General features: G+C 70.1%; 17 protein-coding genes and 2 tRNA genes. 8 read left to right on the forward strand and 11 right to left on the reverse strand.

All coding sequences use genetic code 11. The features are described 5' to 3' along the window. Positions 1-24 precede the first annotated feature (24 nt). The 3 genes from ettA to ssb all read right to left on the reverse strand — a co-directional run bounded on the left by ettA (position 25) and on the right by ssb (position 2,954). The gene (gene ettA, locus IF188_RS07280; protein WP_191171128.1) at positions 25-1,704 is read right to left on the reverse strand and encodes an energy-dependent translational throttle protein EttA; all 1,680 of its coding nucleotides are present in this window, start codon (positions 1,702-1,704) and stop codon (positions 25-27) included. 77 nt (positions 1,705-1,781) lie between these two features. Continuing rightward, positions 1,782-2,345, reverse strand: coding sequence for a DUF6993 domain-containing protein (locus IF188_RS07285; RefSeq protein WP_318152828.1), 564 nt, complete (start codon positions 2,343-2,345; stop codon positions 1,782-1,784). Between the two features lie 60 nt (positions 2,346-2,405). Beyond that, positions 2,406-2,954, reverse strand: coding sequence for a single-stranded DNA-binding protein (ssb, locus tag IF188_RS07290; protein WP_191171129.1), 549 nt, complete (start codon positions 2,952-2,954; stop codon positions 2,406-2,408). 224 nt (positions 2,955-3,178) lie between these two features. On the opposite strand from ssb, the gene IF188_RS07295 reads away from it, so the two are divergent. Further along, positions 3,179-3,442 carry a hypothetical protein gene (locus IF188_RS07295; RefSeq protein ID WP_191171130.1) on the forward strand — a complete coding sequence of 88 codons (264 nt, stop codon included), beginning with the start codon at positions 3,179-3,181 and terminating at the stop codon, positions 3,440-3,442. A 6-nt stretch (positions 3,443-3,448) separates the two neighbouring features. Here IF188_RS07295 and yczR read toward each other — a convergent pair whose 3' ends face one another. Next, on the reverse strand, positions 3,449-4,873 hold the full coding sequence (gene yczR / locus IF188_RS07300; RefSeq protein ID WP_191171131.1) for a MocR-like transcription factor YczR: 1,425 nt from the start codon (positions 4,871-4,873) through the stop codon (positions 3,449-3,451). A gap of 61 nt (positions 4,874-4,934) precedes the next feature. Here yczR and yczE point away from each other — a divergent pair, with 61 nt between their 5' ends. Then, complete coding sequence (yczE, locus tag IF188_RS07305) at positions 4,935-5,594, forward strand: membrane protein YczE (RefSeq protein ID WP_224751599.1); 660 nt, start codon at positions 4,935-4,937, stop codon at positions 5,592-5,594. 52 nt (positions 5,595-5,646) lie between these two features. Here the strand turns inward: yczE and IF188_RS07310 are convergent, their stop codons facing one another. Further along, positions 5,647-5,859, reverse strand: coding sequence for a methyltransferase (locus IF188_RS07310; protein WP_191171132.1), 213 nt, complete (start codon positions 5,857-5,859; stop codon positions 5,647-5,649). A 124-nt stretch (positions 5,860-5,983) separates the two neighbouring features. Here IF188_RS07310 and IF188_RS07315 point away from each other — a divergent pair. From IF188_RS07315 to IF188_RS07325, 3 genes are all read left to right on the forward strand, one after another. Then, positions 5,984-6,056: transfer RNA gene (locus IF188_RS07315), tRNA-Arg, on the forward strand. A 76-nt stretch (positions 6,057-6,132) separates the two neighbouring features. Further along, positions 6,133-6,759: an oligoribonuclease gene (gene orn / locus IF188_RS07320; RefSeq protein ID WP_191171133.1), complete on the forward strand. Its 627-nt coding sequence runs from the start codon at positions 6,133-6,135 to the stop codon at positions 6,757-6,759. 37 nt (positions 6,760-6,796) lie between these two features. After that, positions 6,797-6,872: transfer RNA gene (locus tag IF188_RS07325), tRNA-His, on the forward strand. Between the two features lie 82 nt (positions 6,873-6,954). Here the strand turns inward: IF188_RS07325 and IF188_RS07330 are convergent. Next, positions 6,955-7,503: a hypothetical protein gene (locus tag IF188_RS07330; RefSeq protein WP_191171134.1), complete on the reverse strand. Its 549-nt coding sequence runs from the start codon at positions 7,501-7,503 to the stop codon at positions 6,955-6,957. Between the two features lie 133 nt (positions 7,504-7,636). On the opposite strand from IF188_RS07330, the gene IF188_RS07335 reads away from it, so the two are divergent. The 3 genes from IF188_RS07335 to IF188_RS07345 are packed head-to-tail and all read left to right on the forward strand — an operon-like array spanning position 7,637 to position 8,771. After that, positions 7,637-7,984: a metallopeptidase family protein gene (locus IF188_RS07335; protein ID WP_191171375.1), complete on the forward strand. Its 348-nt coding sequence runs from the start codon at positions 7,637-7,639 to the stop codon at positions 7,982-7,984. Next, entirely contained in the window at positions 7,975-8,283 is a 309-nt protein-coding gene (gene clpS / locus IF188_RS07340; RefSeq protein ID WP_191171135.1) for an ATP-dependent Clp protease adapter ClpS, read from the forward strand. The genes IF188_RS07335 and clpS overlap by 10 nt, the downstream gene beginning before the upstream one ends. Further along, the gene (locus tag IF188_RS07345) at positions 8,280-8,771 is read left to right on the forward strand and encodes a DUF2017 family protein (RefSeq protein WP_318152829.1); all 492 of its coding nucleotides are present in this window, start codon (positions 8,280-8,282) and stop codon (positions 8,769-8,771) included. Before clpS ends, IF188_RS07345 begins: the two co-directional genes overlap by 4 nt. Positions 8,772-8,801: 30 nt before the next feature. Here IF188_RS07345 and IF188_RS07350 read toward each other — a convergent pair whose 3' ends face one another. The 5 genes from IF188_RS07350 to gatA form a co-directional block, all read right to left on the reverse strand. Next, positions 8,802-9,395 (reverse strand): nucleoside/nucleotide kinase family protein, encoded by a 594-nt coding sequence (locus IF188_RS07350; RefSeq protein ID WP_318152830.1) that lies wholly within the window; start codon positions 9,393-9,395, stop codon positions 8,802-8,804. Beyond that, complete coding sequence (locus IF188_RS07355) at positions 9,370-9,690, reverse strand: hypothetical protein (protein ID WP_191171136.1); 321 nt, start codon at positions 9,688-9,690, stop codon at positions 9,370-9,372. The genes IF188_RS07350 and IF188_RS07355 overlap by 26 nt, the downstream gene beginning before the upstream one ends. Positions 9,691-9,748: 58 nt before the next feature. Then, the gene (locus IF188_RS07360; protein WP_191171137.1) at positions 9,749-11,011 is read right to left on the reverse strand and encodes a DNA polymerase IV; all 1,263 of its coding nucleotides are present in this window, start codon (positions 11,009-11,011) and stop codon (positions 9,749-9,751) included. A gap of 95 nt (positions 11,012-11,106) precedes the next feature. Beyond that, on the reverse strand, positions 11,107-12,624 hold the full coding sequence (gatB, locus tag IF188_RS07365; protein WP_191171138.1) for an Asp-tRNA(Asn)/Glu-tRNA(Gln) amidotransferase subunit GatB: 1,518 nt from the start codon (positions 12,622-12,624) through the stop codon (positions 11,107-11,109). Further along, the gene (gatA, locus tag IF188_RS07370; RefSeq protein ID WP_191171139.1) at positions 12,624-14,144 is read right to left on the reverse strand and encodes an Asp-tRNA(Asn)/Glu-tRNA(Gln) amidotransferase subunit GatA; all 1,521 of its coding nucleotides are present in this window, start codon (positions 14,142-14,144) and stop codon (positions 12,624-12,626) included. The genes gatB and gatA overlap by 1 nt, the downstream gene beginning before the upstream one ends. Position 14,145: the final 1 nt, after the last annotated feature.

A 14,145-nucleotide genomic window follows, 5' to 3' on the forward strand; every position in this document is an offset into this window, starting at 1 on the left:
CCGAGCAAGCTCGCTGCCTTCGACTCAATCGCGGGTCAGCTTGCGATACGTCGTGCGATGCGGGCGCGCGGCATCGGCACCCAGGCGCTCGACCTTGTTCGCCTCGTAGGCCTCGAAGTTGCCCTCGAACCAGTACCACTGGTCGGGATTCTCATCGGTGCCCTCGTAGGCGAGGATGTGGGTCGCGATCCGGTCCAGGAACCACCGGTCGTGCGTGATGACGACCGCGCAGCCGGGGAACTCGAGCAGCGCGTTCTCGAGCGACTGCAGCGTCTCGACGTCCAGGTCGTTGGTCGGCTCGTCGAGCAGCAGCAGGTTGCCGCCCTCCTTCAGCGTCAGCGCGAGGTTCAGGCGGTTCCGCTCACCGCCGGAGAGCACACCTGCCTTCTTCTGCTGGTCCGGGCCCTTGAAGCCGAACTTGGACACGTAGGCGCGCGAGGGGATCTCCGTCTTGCCGACCGTGATGATGTCGAGGCCGTCCGAGACCACCTCCCACAGCGTCTTGTTCGGGTCGATGGCAGCCCGGGACTGGTCGACGTAGCTGATCTTGACGGTCTCGCCGATCTTCAGCTCGCCGCCGTCGAGAGGCTCGAGGCCGACGATCGTCTTGAAGAGCGTGGTCTTGCCGACGCCGTTCGGGCCGATGACGCCCACGATGCCGTTCGGCGGGAGCGTGAAGCTCAGGCCGTCGATGAGCGAGCGCCCGTCGAAGCCCTTCTGCAGCTTCTTGGCCTCGATCACGACGTTCCCCAGTCGCGGCCCCGGCGGGATCGTGATCTCTTCGAAGTCCAGCTTGCGGGTGCGGTCCGCCTCGGCAGCCATCTCTTCGTAGCGGGCCAGACGCGCCTTCGACTTCGCCTGACGCCCCTTCTGGTTCGAGCGGACCCAGTCGAGCTCTTCGGCGAGGCGCTTGGCCAGCTTCGCGTCCTTCTTGCCCTGGATGGCGAGACGCTCGGCCTTCTTCTCCAGATAGGTCGAGTAGTTGCCCTCGTAGCCGATGAGCCGCCCGCGGTCGACCTCGGCGATCCATTCCGCGACGTTGTCGAGGAAGTACCGGTCGTGGGTGATGGCGATGACGGCGCCCGCATACTTCTGCAGGTGCTGCTCCAGCCACAGGACGCTCTCGGCGTCGAGGTGGTTGGTGGGCTCGTCGAGCAGCAGCAGGTCGGGCTTCTGCAGCAGGAGCTTCGCGAGGGCCACGCGACGGCGCTCACCACCGGACAGGTTCGCGACGGACGCGTCGGCCGGAGGCGTGCGGAGTGCGTCCATCGCCTGCTCCAGCTGCGAGTCGAGGTCCCACGCGTCGGCGGCGTCGATCTCTTCCTGCAGCGCACCCATCTCGGCCAGCAGCGCATCGAAGTCGGCGTCGGGATCGGCCATCAGGCCGGAGATCTCGTTGAAGCGGTCGAGCTTCGCCTTGATCGCGACGCCCTCCTGGATGTTCTCCAGAACGGTCTTGGACTCGTCCAGCTCGGGCTCCTGCATGAGGATGCCGACCGTGAACCCAGGCGACAGCTTGGCCTCGCCGTTGGACGGCGTGTCGAGTCCGGCCATGATCTTGAGGATCGTCGACTTGCCCGCGCCGTTCGGGCCGACCATGCCGATCTTGGCGCCGGGCAGGAACGCCATGGTCACGTCGTCGAGGATCAGCTTCTCGCCGACCGCCTTGCGGGCACGGACCATCGAGTAGATGTACTCAGCCATCGCGTTTCTGTTCTCCTTGGGATCGGACGTCAGCGTCCCAGCCTACCGGCCGTCGTCCGGCACGAGCGGGCGAGGCGTCACCAGTCGATGGGCCGCGTCTGCCCGATGAGGCACGTGCCCTCGGCCACGACTGGCAGGACGACCGTGACCGGGTCGCCCGTCGCGGGGCCCACCTGCCCGACGAGGCACTCGTCGCCCCAGCGCACCGAGAACTGGATGCTCTCCGCCGCGTTGCCCACCGTCGACCGGTCGTTCGTCAGCTGCATGGCCGACTTGTCGAAGCCTGCCGCCACGAGCGCATCGATGTAGGCGCGACCCGTGACACGGTCGTCCGTCGCCCACACGGCGGCCGTGACGGCGGTGAAGTAGGGAAGGTTGTCGGCGGCGGTGCCGTCGGGCACCAGGGCGGGCGCGGCAGCCGTGGGAGCGGTGGTCGCACCGGTGGTCGGCGATGGGGACGAGGACGAACCGGTCGTGGGCGCCGTGGAGGTCCCGCTCTGCGTGGGCGTGGGCGTGGGCGTGGCGGGCGCGCACGCGGTCAGCACGAGCACAACGGCTGCGGCCGTCAGCGCGAGCGCTCCGCCACGTCTGCGCGTCCGCGGTCGCTCGAGGTCGACAGCGGGTGCAGGGAGTCGGGCCACGCATGCAGTCTACGTGCGCACGCCCGACGCCCCGGTGGACGCCGTGGGACCGGCATCCCTTCAGAACGGAGTGTCGGCTGAGCCGGCGTCCGTCGCGCTCGCGGCGCCGGCGCCGACCAGTTCGGGGACCCCTTCGTCGTCGAGCGCGGCCGGCCGATCGCCGTCGATGCCCGGGGTCGCCCACGCATCTCCCCCGGTGGGAACCTGCCAGGCGTCGGCCGGCATCGGGTCGACAGCCTTCCGACGGTCGTCCTTGACGAAGGTCGTCGTACCCCACAGCAGGTCGTGGCCGAGCGCGTCGGCCTCGATGTCGAACGCGATGCCGCTCTTCTCGCCGTTGTCCCACTGGCGCTGCCGGAGCCGCCCCGTCAGGATCACGCGCTCGCCGCGGTGCAGCGATGCGAAGGCATGGTCGGCGAGTCCCCGGAACACCGAGACCGTGTACCAGTTGGTGCCCGCATCCACCCAGCGCTCGGTCTGCCGGTCGAACCGGCGCTGCGCGCTGGCCACGCGGAACGAAGTGATGGTCAGTCCGTTCTGGGTGCGCTTGAACTGCGGTTCGCTCGCCACGTTGCCCGTCACGGTGATGGTGTCGTAAAGGTCGCTCATGTCGATTCCTCTCTCTGCGTAGGGGTCGATCCCCGATGGTCCCGCCGGCGCCCCGTGCCCGAGGACGCCGGCGGTGGGATCAGCCTGGCCCGCACGCCGCGTCGATGGGAGCGAGGTGCCCCGATCTGGGGAAAGTCCGCGAGAGGCGCCCGGTGGGGAGGAGAGGATGCCGGCCCCTCCCGATGTCGGAGGTCGAACATATCTTCTAGGTGAAGGGAGACGACATGACCCACATCCTCGAAATGGCGCCGCCGGAGCCGCCGCGCGTGTCGATGACCGCCCGGGTGCGGCTCGATCGCGCAGCCTCCGACCTCTGGCGCGTGATCGACGGCACCGGCCTCGTGATCGGGCATCTTCAGGCCGTCCCCGAGATCGGCGGCACTCGGTACCGCGCACGGCGGTACCACGCGGCTGCACATGCGTTCCGGGATCTCGGCGACTTCTGGAATGCGGACGACGCCGTCGAGGCGTTGCGTCTGGGGCGCTGAGCGGCGTCAGACCACCGCGCCGACGTGTGCGTCGATGACCGACGGCGCGCCGGCGCGCACGGCCGCCCACGAATCGGCGAGCACCCGCGCGGCGCGCACCATGTCGTCGGGCGGAGACGTGAACGGCACCCGCAGATGACGGTCATGACCGCCCTCGATCGAGAAGCGCGAGCCCGCAGTCAGGAGGACGCCGCGAGCGCGCGCCTCCATCACCAGCGCCGAACTGAGCGGCGCATCCAGTTCGATCCACAGCGCGACACCGCCGTGCACGTCGGGAATGCGCCAGGACGGCAGATGCTGCCGCAGTGCGCCGACGACGGCATCCCTTCCTGCGCGCAGCAGATCCGAGCGCTGCGCCACGATCGCATCGAAGTCGCCGAGCAGCCGGGCCGCGATCGCCTGCTCGAACTCCGGCGTGCCGAGATCGTGCGCGGGTCTCGCCGCGACCAGCCGCCGGATGAGCTCTCCGTCGGCCCGCACCCAGCCGACGCGCAGGCCGCCCCACACGGTCTTGCCGAGCGACCCGATCCGCACGACCGTCCCCGGCTCCGCCCCCTGGAATCCCGCCGCGACCGGGCCGCGATCGATGTCGAGGTCGGCCGTCGTCTCGTCGAGCACGAGCACCGTGCCGGCCCGCTCGCCCGCGGTGAGGACCGCCGCACGCTCGGCCGTGCTCATGCTGCGGCCGGTGGGGTTCTGGAAGTCCGGCATCAGGTATGCCATGACCGGGAGAGTCCGGGCGAAGACCTGCTCGGCGCGGTCGATGTCCCAGCCGTCGTCGGTGGTCACGGGCACCCCGACGAGGCGACCCCCGGCGCGCCGCAGGGCGTCGACGGCGTGCGGGTACGTCGGCGTCTCGACCACGACGCGATCGCCGCGCCCGAGCAGCACCGACGACACCAGGTGGATGGCGCTCTGGGCACCGGTCGTGACGAGCACCTCGTCGGGCGACGTCGGTATGCCGCGTTCGGCGTAGCGGCGGGCGATCTCCTCGCGCAGCTCGATCCCTCCGAGCACGTCGTACCCGACCCGCGAGATGAGTGCCGCAGCACCCGTGGCCGCGTCCGCCATGACACCGGCGAGCCCGGGCCATGCCGGCGGACTGGCCTGCTGAAGGTCGATCATGCCGGGCGCGGCGGTGGCGCGCCCGGTGTCACGGTGGCCGACGGGCAGGGTCACGCTGCCCGAACCGCGCAGGCTCGCGATGTGCCCGGTCTCGCGCAGGCTGCGGTACGCGGCGGCGACGGTGCTGCGACTCACGTGGAGGGCGGCGGCCAGCTCGCGCTCGGCAGGCAGCGTCGTCCGCGGAGCCAGTCGATTGTCGAGGCACAGCAGACGGATGCCGTCGGCCAGCGCCTCGTAGGCGGGCTCGCGCGTGCGCCACCCGCCGAGCGAGAGGGCAAGGGCACGAGCCGAGACACGGGAGTCCATGGAGCCAGCCTAGTGACATTGGACTGCTTGCGACGAGCCAATTGTGCGATTGGATGGGTGCATGCCTCGCCGTGTCCCCCAGCTCGTGATCGGCCTGTTCCTGTACGGGGCCGGCTGCGCGCTCACCGTGGAAGCCGGCCTCGGCGTCGACCCGTGGACGGTGTTCGCACAGGGGCTGTCGCTGCGGACCGGCGTCGGGATCGGCTGGATCACGAACATCGTCGGCTTCTTCGTGCTGCTGCTGTGGATCCCCCTTCGGCAGCGGCCGGGCATCGGCACGGTGGCGAACATCCTGCTGGTGGGCACCAGCATGCAGCTGGTCCTCGGCGTCGTGCCGCCGATCAGCGGAATCCTCGGCCAGGCGGTGACGCTGCTCGCCGGCATCGTGCTGGTGGCGCTGGCATCGGGCCTCTACATCGGCGCGCGTTTCGGCCCCGGCCCGCGGGACGGCCTGATGACGGGGCTCAACGCGCGCCTCGGCTGGCCCATCTGGTTGTGCCGCGCTCTCGTCGAATTGACGGTGCTGGCGATCGGCTGGGTGCTCGGCGGGACCGTCGGCATCGGCACCGTGCTCTTCGCCGTGCTGATCGGTCCTCTCGTGCATGTCGCGCTTCCGCTGCTCGACACGCGCCCGAGGCGTCGCACGGCGACGGACGGTGAATACGCCGGCGCCGCGGATGCGATCACCGCCACCGACCCGGCGCCCGAGCCGGCCCCCTGACGCGATTCGTCGCGTCCGGCGAGTGCCGGCCACAACCACCGCGACGGCGGGCTCAGTGCTCCTGGAATTGCGGCCAGTCGCTCCCCGGCGTCATGCGAGCGTGAAGCGCGCTCTTGGCGATCTCCATCGTGGGATACGTGCCAGCCGCCTGGTCGGCGCCGGCCATGGTGACGGTGTACCCGTCGTCGTCCTTGCGGATGCTTCCGACGACGCCGCCGGCGCCGAAGGCGACCCACAGCGGGTGGTGCGTCCGCGTGGTGCTCATCGTGAACTCCTTTCGAGGCCTCCGATGCCGACGCTACGCCCACCCCTGACAACATGCCAGTGGCCCTGAGAAGCCAGAGTCCGCGGCGGTGTCGCGCAACCGGGTAATCTGGGAACTCACCCTTCCCTCCGTAGCTCAGGGGACAGAGCGAGCGGTTTCTACCCGCCAGGTCGGGGGTTCGAATCCTCCCGGGGGGGCACCGGGGCTCGGCGGAGACGCCGAGCCCCTTATCCGGGCACCGCGATGTCGGAGCCCGCCACGAGGATGGAGCACATGGTGGGGGCATCCGACAACGATCGCCTGGTGTGGATCGACTGCGAGATGACGGGACTCGACCTCGCAGTCGACGAGCTCGTCGAGATCGCCGTCATCGTGACCGACTTCGAACTGCGCCTGCTCGATCCCGGGTTCCACGTGGTGATCAAGCCCGACGCGTCGGCGCTCGAGCACATGAACGAGTTCGTGACGAACATGCACCGCTCCTCCGGGCTGCTCGATGAGATCCCGCACGGCGTCACCGTGGCCGACGCCGAGTTCCAGGTGCTCGAGTACATCCAGCGCTTCGTCCCTCTCGAGGGCAAGGCGCCGCTGGCCGGCAACACGATCGGCACGGACCGGATGTTCCTCGCGAAGTACATGCCGCGTGTGGACCACTGGCTGCACTACCGCAATGTCGACGTCTCCAGCATCAAAGAGCTCGCTCGCCGCTGGTATCCGCGCGCGTACATCCATGCACCCGCGAAGGACGGCGGCCACCGCGCCCTCGCAGACATCATCGAGTCGGTCAGAGAGCTCGCGTACTACCGTCAGGCGGTCTTCGTGCCGGAGCCCGGACCGACCAGCGATGGGGCACGGGCGGCCGCCGCCGCCGCCGTGTCATCGTTTGCCCCTGAGGTGTGAGAGAATCGTCTGGTTGCCCGCGCGAGCGGGAAGCATGGTGGCTGTAGCTCAGTTGGTAGAGCACCGCGTTGTGGTCGCGGGGGTCGCGGGTTCAAGCCCCGTCAGCCACCCCACAGTGAGAAGAGGTCCGGCCCTCGGCGAGTGAGAATCTCGCCGAGGGCCGGACCTCTTCTGCTTCTCCCGACGCCACGCCCGTCAGCGCAGCCCTGCGCAGGCGCTGGCGCCCGAAACGTGGTTGTCCTCGCCTGCCACCCGTGCGCCGTCGCAGTTCAGATCGCCCGCCACGGTGTTGGCGACCAGCGTGGCGTGCTCACCGCCCGACGCGGTCACGCTGCCGGTCACGGTGCTGTTCTTGAGCACGAGCCCCGCGTTCTGCGTGAGCATCAGGTCGCCCGCGATGGTCACTCTCTGCACGACGACCTGTTCGGCACCTGAGATCGTCACCACGCCGCGCAACGACGAGTCGATGACTTTGACCACTCGATACGCGTCGAGCGTGACGTCGGTGTCGGCCTCGCGGGACTCGATCACGCAGACATCCGCTTCCGGACCCGCCTGGCACAGCGCAGCGCCCGCCTCCGCGGCGGTCGACGCATCGTCCGATCCGGCGGTCGTCTCCACCGGCTCAGCGGTGGGTTGCGGCTGCGCGTCGCCGCCGTCGCGCCCGACATCTGCGCCCGCGCAGGCGGTGAGGCCGAGGGCGAGCGTTCCGGCGACGAACAGGGCGCACAGCGCGCGAGACATGGATTCCTCGTGGTGCTGCAGTCGGCAAAGCGCCCACCCTACCGGCCCTCACCTGAAAGCCCCGTGCTCGAGCCCCCTCCAGCGGCCCGTCTCGCGACCCGCGCCCACGTCAGCGGGTATCGTGGCAGACGGTATGGAGATGGATGCCGCGACCTTCGAGTCGCTCGTGATCGACGAGCTCGACGCCCTTCCTGACGACATGGTCGCCGGGCTCGACAACGTCGTCTTCGTGGTGGAGGACCGGCCGGAGGACGGCAGCCTCGACCTTCTGGGACTGTACGACGGCTGGGCGCTCACGGAGCGCGACCGGTACGGCATCGGCGAGCTCCCCGATCGCATCCTGGTGTACCGCGAACCTCATCTCGCGGTGTGCGACGACGAGGCAGCACTCCGCGACGAGATCCATACGACGCTCGTCCACGAGATCGCGCACTTCTACGGGATCGATGACGACCGCCTGCACGAGCTGGGATGGGCCTGATGACTCCGCTCGCGACGCCGTCGGTAGACGAAGAGCTCGGCCTGGCGAGGCGGACCGATCCCGATCGCCCGTGGCAGACCGTCGTGTGGGATGACCCGGTCAACCTGATGAGCTACGTGACGCACGTCTTCCGCGAGTACTTCGGGTTGCCGCGCGCGGAGGCCGAGCGCCTCATGCTCGCCGTCCATCATGAAGGTCACGCGGTCGTCTCGCAGGGCGCGCGCGAGCAGATGGAGCTTCACGCACAGGCGATGCACGACTACGGACTCTGGGCCACCGTCAGGCAGGAGCCCGCGTGAGCGACCGCGTCGTCGTCCTCGTGCTGGCGCGGATCGAGGCGGCGCACCTGTCCGGTCTGGTGGGTCAGTTCGCCGAGCTGCTCGACGAGTCCTCGCCGCTCGACGGCGACCCCGCGATCGCCCGGCTGGTGCCCACACCGTATCCCGACGACGACGACGCCGCGCGAGAGTTCCGTTCGGTGACCGAGGCCGACCTGCTCACGCGCCGTCGCGCGGACGCCGAGGTCGTCCTGTTCTCGCTCGCGGACGCGGCTCCCGTCTCCGACGATCCGGACGACCCGACGCTCCTGGAAGAGGTCGAGATCCGGCTCGAGCCCGGATCCGTCCAGGCATGGCTGCGCACGCTCGCGGCCGTGCGACTCGTCCTGGCCTTGCGCCTGGGCGTCACCGACGCCGAGGACCACGACGCGCAGAACCCGCGCTTCGGGATCTACGAGTGGCTCGGATATCGGCTCGACGGCCTCGTCGCGGCGGTGGACCGCGACTAGCGGCCCCCGGCGCAGAGGTTCAGGGCATCCTCACGGAACCGGGAACAGGTGCGTCGCAAGACGCATCGGGTCGTCCCTCTCGACGTGTCGCTGCTCCTGCCGGGCCCAGCGGTCCCAATGCGGCCGGAAAGCGTCCCCGTCGCGGTCCAGGGCCCGCTGCTTGCGCGAGGCGGCCGGCGACTCCAGCCACACGCGCACATCCCCGAGGCGAGCGGTGGCGGGCGTCAGCATCCCGGCTCCCTCGACGATCAACGGAAGCGACGGGTCGACCGCGTGAGCCTCTGCCGGCTCCCCCATCGTCCAGTCCCAGCGCTGCCACACGCCGACGACTCCCCGCGCGTGCGGGGTCAGGATCAGTTCCCGAGCCAGCTCCACGCCGTCGTCGAGTCCGTCCCAGCCCGGATAGATCGAGTCCAGCGCGACGAGCTGCACGCGCCCGCGAAGGGGCCATCGCGACACGAGCGCTCGCGCGAGCGAGCTCTTGCCGGCTCCGCTGCGCCCGTCGATAAGAACGACCGGATTGGATGCCGCGACCTGCTCGATCGCCGTCGTCAGATGCCCGACTGCGAGAGCGAGAGACGTCGCGACCGGGTCGGCGTCACTTCTTGAGGGTGCGGATGACACGACTGAGCGCACGCCCGGCGAAGAAGACGAACGGGATCGCGACGGCCAGCAGGGCGATGATGTTCGGCTCGAAACGCAGATCGTCGCCCCGGCGGATGTACGCGCCGATCGGGATCGCGTACCCGCCGCCACCGCCTCCGCCGTTGCCGGCCTCGTCAGATCCGCCGCCGAAGCCGGACCAGGTCACGGCGACGGGGATGAGCGTGACGCCGTCGACGTCCTGCTGCTCGCCGTATGCGCTCTTCACGCCGAAGGACGCCGACTGCTTGCCGAGTTCGAGTGCGATGTTGGGCATGGGTCCAACGTACCGGTCGTTCCCGCTCTCGCACAGATCGCGGTCGCGGTCAGACACGTCAGGACTGATCGGAGCGCGGCGCCGGCGGATTCGACGGCAGCGTGCCACCGCCCCGGGATCCGAGCAGGGTCGCCCGCGTGACCGCGCCGCGGCCGAAGCGCGCGGTCGCGTCGTCGAGGGCATCCTCCACGCGACGCCAGCCCTCGTCGTCGTCCCACAGCGCGGGCGCGGCCGATCCTGACGGCCGGAGCTTCTCGGCGCGCACGCCGATCAGCCTGATCGGCAGCGAACGATCGATCGACGCGAACAGCTCGTGCGCAGCATCCCCGATCCGTTGTCCGACCGCCGTCGGCTCGGGCAGCGTCTGCGACCGCGAGATCGTCGTGAAGTCGGCGAATCGCACCTTGATGGCGACGGTGGAAGCCTCCCAGCCGTTGCCGCGCAGCCTGGCGCCGACGCGGTCCGCGAGCCGCCGCAGTTCGGATCGCAGGATCGTGGCGTCGCCGATGTCTTCGTGGAAGGTCTCTTCGTGGCCGATGCTCTTCTCGACCCGCGTCGTGTCGACCTCGCGCGCATCGATGCCGCGGGCGAGATGCCACACGCGCTCCCCCATCGCCGGTCCGAGCGCGCGGTCCAGCACCTCGCGCGGAGTATCGAGCACGTCGGCGATGGTGTGGATGCCGCGTCCCTCGAGTGCCTCGGAGGTCTTCGGCCCGACACCCCACAGCGCGCGCACGGAGCGCGGGGCGAGGAACGCCGCGGTGTCTGCCTCGGCGATGATCAGCAGTCCGTCCGGCTTGCTGATGGTCGAGGCCATCTTGGCGACGTGCTTTGTCGCCGCGACGCCGATGCTGCAGGTGAGCCCGGTCTCGTCGAGCACGCGTGCGCGGAGCATCCTGGCGATCTCGCCCGGACTCCCCCACAGGCGCCGCGCGCCGCGAACATCGAGGAACGCCTCGTCGATCGACAGGGGCTCGACGAGCGGCGTGACCTCCCGGAAGACGCGCATCACCTGCGCCGACATCTCGAGGTAGCGCTCGAAGTGCGGCTGCACCACGATCGCGTGCGGGCACAGCCGGAGCGCCTGCCCCACCGGCATCGCCGACCGCACGCCGAACCGTCGCGCCTCGTACGACGCGCTCGACACCACGGAACGGCTCTCGGGTGCTCCGATGATGATCGCCTTGCCGCGAAGAGACGGGTCGTCGAGCTGCTCCACCGACGCGTAGAACGCATCCATGTCGACATGCAGGATCCCGGCTCCGGTGTCGTCGGCGCCTTCGGGCGAGACCAGCCGCCCGGTTCCGTCGCCACGCCCCATGGCTCGATCCTTTCAGGTGGTTCCGACATCGGACAGCGGGGCGGTTCCCGAAGGAGCCGCCCCGCTGTCCGATGTCTCTGACGGGATGTCGCCGATCAGGCCGTGCCCGCACGCTCCAGGACGAGCTCGCGCACGCGCGCGGCGTCGGCCTGGCCCTTCATGGCCTTCATCACCGCGCCGATGACCGCGCCGGCGGCCTGCACCTTGCCGTCGCGGATCTTCGCCAGCACGTCGGGCTGGGCGGCGAGCGCGTCGTCGATCGCGGCGATCAGCGCGCCGTCGTCCGACACGACGGCGAGACCGCGGGCGTCGACGACCTCCTGCGGGGTGCCCTCGCCGGCGATGACCCCTTCGAGCACTTGGCGGGCGAGCTTGTCGGTGAGGGTACCTGCGTCGACCAGAGCCTGAAGCGCGGCGACATTGGCCGGCGTGACCAGCTCGGCGGCCTCGGCCTGCTGGGCGTTCGCGATGCGGGTGATCTCACCCGTCCACCACTTGCGCGCCGCGGCCGCACCAGCGCCCGCGGCGATGGTCGCCTCGACCGCGTCGATCAGGCCGCCGTTCACGACGTCTTGGAACTCCAGATCGGTGAAGCCCCAATCTGCCTTCAGCCGTCGACGGCGAGCAGCCGGCTGCTCAGGCAGCGCAGCTCGCAGCTCCTCGATCAGCTCGGGCGCCGGAGCCACCGGAAGCAGGTCCGGCTCCGGGAAGTAGCGGTAGTCGTCGGCGTCCGACTTCGGGCGCCCCGGAGACGTGGTCCCGGTGTCTTCGTGCCAGTGGCGCGTCTCCTGCGTGATCGCGCCGCCGGCGGCGAGGATCGCCGCCTGACGCTGGATCTCGTAGCGGACCGCCCGCTCGACGGAGCGCATCGAGTTGACGTTCTTCGTCTCGGTACGGGTGCCGAGCTTCTCCTGGCCGCGCGGACGCAGCGACACGTTGGCGTCGCAGCGCAGGTTGCCGCGCTCCATGCGTGCCTCTGAGATGCCCAGCCCGATCACGATGTCGCGGATCGCGCGGACATAGGCCGCCGCGAGCTTCGGGGCGTTCGCCTCGGCCCCGAAGATCGGCTTGGTGACGATCTCGACGAGCGGCACGCCGGCGCGGTTGTAGTCGACGAGCGAGTACTCGGCGCCCTGGATGCGACCGGTCGCACCGCCGACGTGCGTCAGCTTGCCGGCATCCTCTTCCATGTGGGCCCGCTCGATGGGGATCTGCACCAGCGTGCCGTCGTCGAGTTCGACCTCGACCTGGCCCTCGAACGCGATGGGCTCGTCGTACTGCGAGATCTGGTAGTTCTTGCCGAGGTCCGGGTAGAAGTAGTTCTTGCGCGCGAAGCGGCTCGAGGGGGCGATCGAACAGCCGAGCGCCAGGCCCAGGCTGATCGAGTACCGCACCGCCTGCTCGTTGACGACGGGCAGCGCACCGGGAAGACCCATGTCGACGGGGGCGACGAGCGTGTTCGGCTCGGCGTCGTGCTGCGACGGGTGCGCCGGGTTCGGCGCCGACGAGAACATCTTGCTCTCGGTGTTCAGCTCGACGTGCACCTCGAAGCCGAGCACCGGCTCATACAGCTCGAGCGCCTTGTCGAAGTCCATCAGCTTGTCCTTGCCCATCAGCGGACACCTCCGTTCGCGCCCAGGACCGGAGCCCTGTCGAGGAGCGGTCCGCCCCACGAGTCCACCAGCAATGCCTCCAGCGCGGCGCCGACGCGGTACAGCCGCGCGTCCTCGTACGCCGGGGCGAGGAACTGGATGCCGACCGGCAGGCCGTCCTCGGCGGCCAGGCCCGACGGGATCGAGATCCCGGGGACGCCCGCGAGGTTCGCGGGGATGGTCGTGACGTCGTTGAGGTACATCTGCAGCGGGTCGTCGATCTTCTCGCCGAGCTTGAAGGCCGTCGTGGGCGCCGACGGCGTCGCGATGACGTCGACCTGCGCGAACGCGTCGGCGAAGTCGCGCTGGATGAGCGTGCGCACCTTCTGGGCCGAGCCGTAGTACGCGTCGTAATACCCGGCCGACAGCGCGTACGTGCCGAGGATGATGCGGCGCTTGACTTCTTCGCCGAACCCGGCATCGCGCGTCCGCGCCATGACGTCCTCGACCGTGCCGCCGGGCACGTCGAGGCGCATGCCGAACCGCACCGAGTCGAACTTGGCGAGGTTGCTGGATGCCTCGGCCGGAAGGATCAGGTAGTACGCGGCGACGCCGTACTCGAAGTGCGGCGCGCTGATCTCGACGATCTCGGCGCCCTGCGCCTCCATCGCGGCCAGCGCACCGCGGAACGACTCGGAGACGCCCGGCTGGAAGCCGCTGTCGGGAAGCTCGCGGATCACGCCCACCTTGAGGCCCTTGAGCACCTCTCCGGTCGCACCCTCGCGCGCCGCGGCGGCGAACGACGGCCACGCGTGAGACAGCGAGGTCGAGTCGTGCGGGTCGTGGCCGCCGATGACGTCGTGCAGGAGGCCCGAGTCCAGCACGGTGCGGGTGACGGGGCCGACCTGGTCGAGGCTCGAGGCGAGGGCGATGGCGCCGTACCGGCTCACGGCCCCGTAGGTGGGCTTGAGCCCGACGGTGCCGGTGACGTGCGCCGGCTGGCGGATCGATCCGCCCGTGTCGGAGCCGAGCGCGAGCGGCGCCTCGAACGCGGCGACCGCGGCCGCGGAGCCACCGCCCGAGCCACCGGGGATGCGGTCCAGGTCCCACGGGTTGCGGGTCGGACCGTACGCGGAGTGCTCGGTGGACGAGCCCATGGCGAACTCGTCCATGTTGGTCTTGCCGAGCGGGACGAGTCCCGCCGCGCGGGCGCGCGCGACGACCGTCGCGTCGTACGGCGACAGGTAGCCCTCGAGGATCTTCGAGCCGCTCGTCGACGGCATGTCGGTCGTGACGAGCACGTCCTTGATCGCGAGCGGCACGCCGGCGACGGGACTGAGCTCTTCGCCTGCGGCACGGCGGCGGTCGATGTCGGCGGCCACCTCGAGTGCGTGGTCGCTGACGTGAAGGAACGCGTGGATGTCGGCATCCACCGCCGCGATCCGGTCGAGGTGGGCCTGCGTGGCCTCGACGCTCGACACCTCGCGTGCGGCGAGCTTGTCTGCGAGCGCAGCGGCGCTCAGCTGGGTGAGATCGGTCACG

The sequence above is a fragment of the Microbacterium helvum genome (assembly GCF_014779795.1).
Taxonomy (GTDB): Bacteria; Actinomycetota; Actinomycetes; order Actinomycetales; family Microbacteriaceae; genus Microbacterium; species Microbacterium helvum.

Bases quoted from the DNA above. Each gene is read 5' to 3' on its own strand.
- ettA (WP_191171128.1), bottom strand. From the start codon at position 1,704: ATGGCTGAGTACATCTACTCGATGGTCCGTGCCCGCAAGGCGGTCGGC.
- ssb (WP_191171129.1), bottom strand. From the start codon at position 2,954: ATGAGCGACCTTTACGACACCATCACCGTGACGGGCAACGTGGCGAGC.
- IF188_RS07295 (WP_191171130.1), top strand. From the start codon at position 3,179: ATGACCCACATCCTCGAAATGGCGCCGCCGGAGCCGCCGCGCGTGTCG.
- yczR (WP_191171131.1), bottom strand. From the start codon at position 4,873: ATGGACTCCCGTGTCTCGGCTCGTGCCCTTGCCCTCTCGCTCGGCGGG.
- yczE (WP_224751599.1), top strand. From the start codon at position 4,935: ATGCCTCGCCGTGTCCCCCAGCTCGTGATCGGCCTGTTCCTGTACGGG.
- IF188_RS07310 (WP_191171132.1), bottom strand. From the start codon at position 5,859: ATGAGCACCACGCGGACGCACCACCCGCTGTGGGTCGCCTTCGGCGCC.
- orn (WP_191171133.1), top strand. From the start codon at position 6,133: ATGGTGGGGGCATCCGACAACGATCGCCTGGTGTGGATCGACTGCGAG.
- IF188_RS07330 (WP_191171134.1), bottom strand. From the start codon at position 7,503: ATGTCTCGCGCGCTGTGCGCCCTGTTCGTCGCCGGAACGCTCGCCCTC.
- IF188_RS07335 (WP_191171375.1), top strand. From the start codon at position 7,637: ATGGAGATGGATGCCGCGACCTTCGAGTCGCTCGTGATCGACGAGCTC.
- clpS (WP_191171135.1), top strand. From the start codon at position 7,975: ATGGGCCTGATGACTCCGCTCGCGACGCCGTCGGTAGACGAAGAGCTC.
- IF188_RS07355 (WP_191171136.1), bottom strand. From the start codon at position 9,690: ATGCCCAACATCGCACTCGAACTCGGCAAGCAGTCGGCGTCCTTCGGC.
- IF188_RS07360 (WP_191171137.1), bottom strand. From the start codon at position 11,011: ATGGGGCGTGGCGACGGAACCGGGCGGCTGGTCTCGCCCGAAGGCGCC.
- gatB (WP_191171138.1), bottom strand. From the start codon at position 12,624: ATGGGCAAGGACAAGCTGATGGACTTCGACAAGGCGCTCGAGCTGTAT.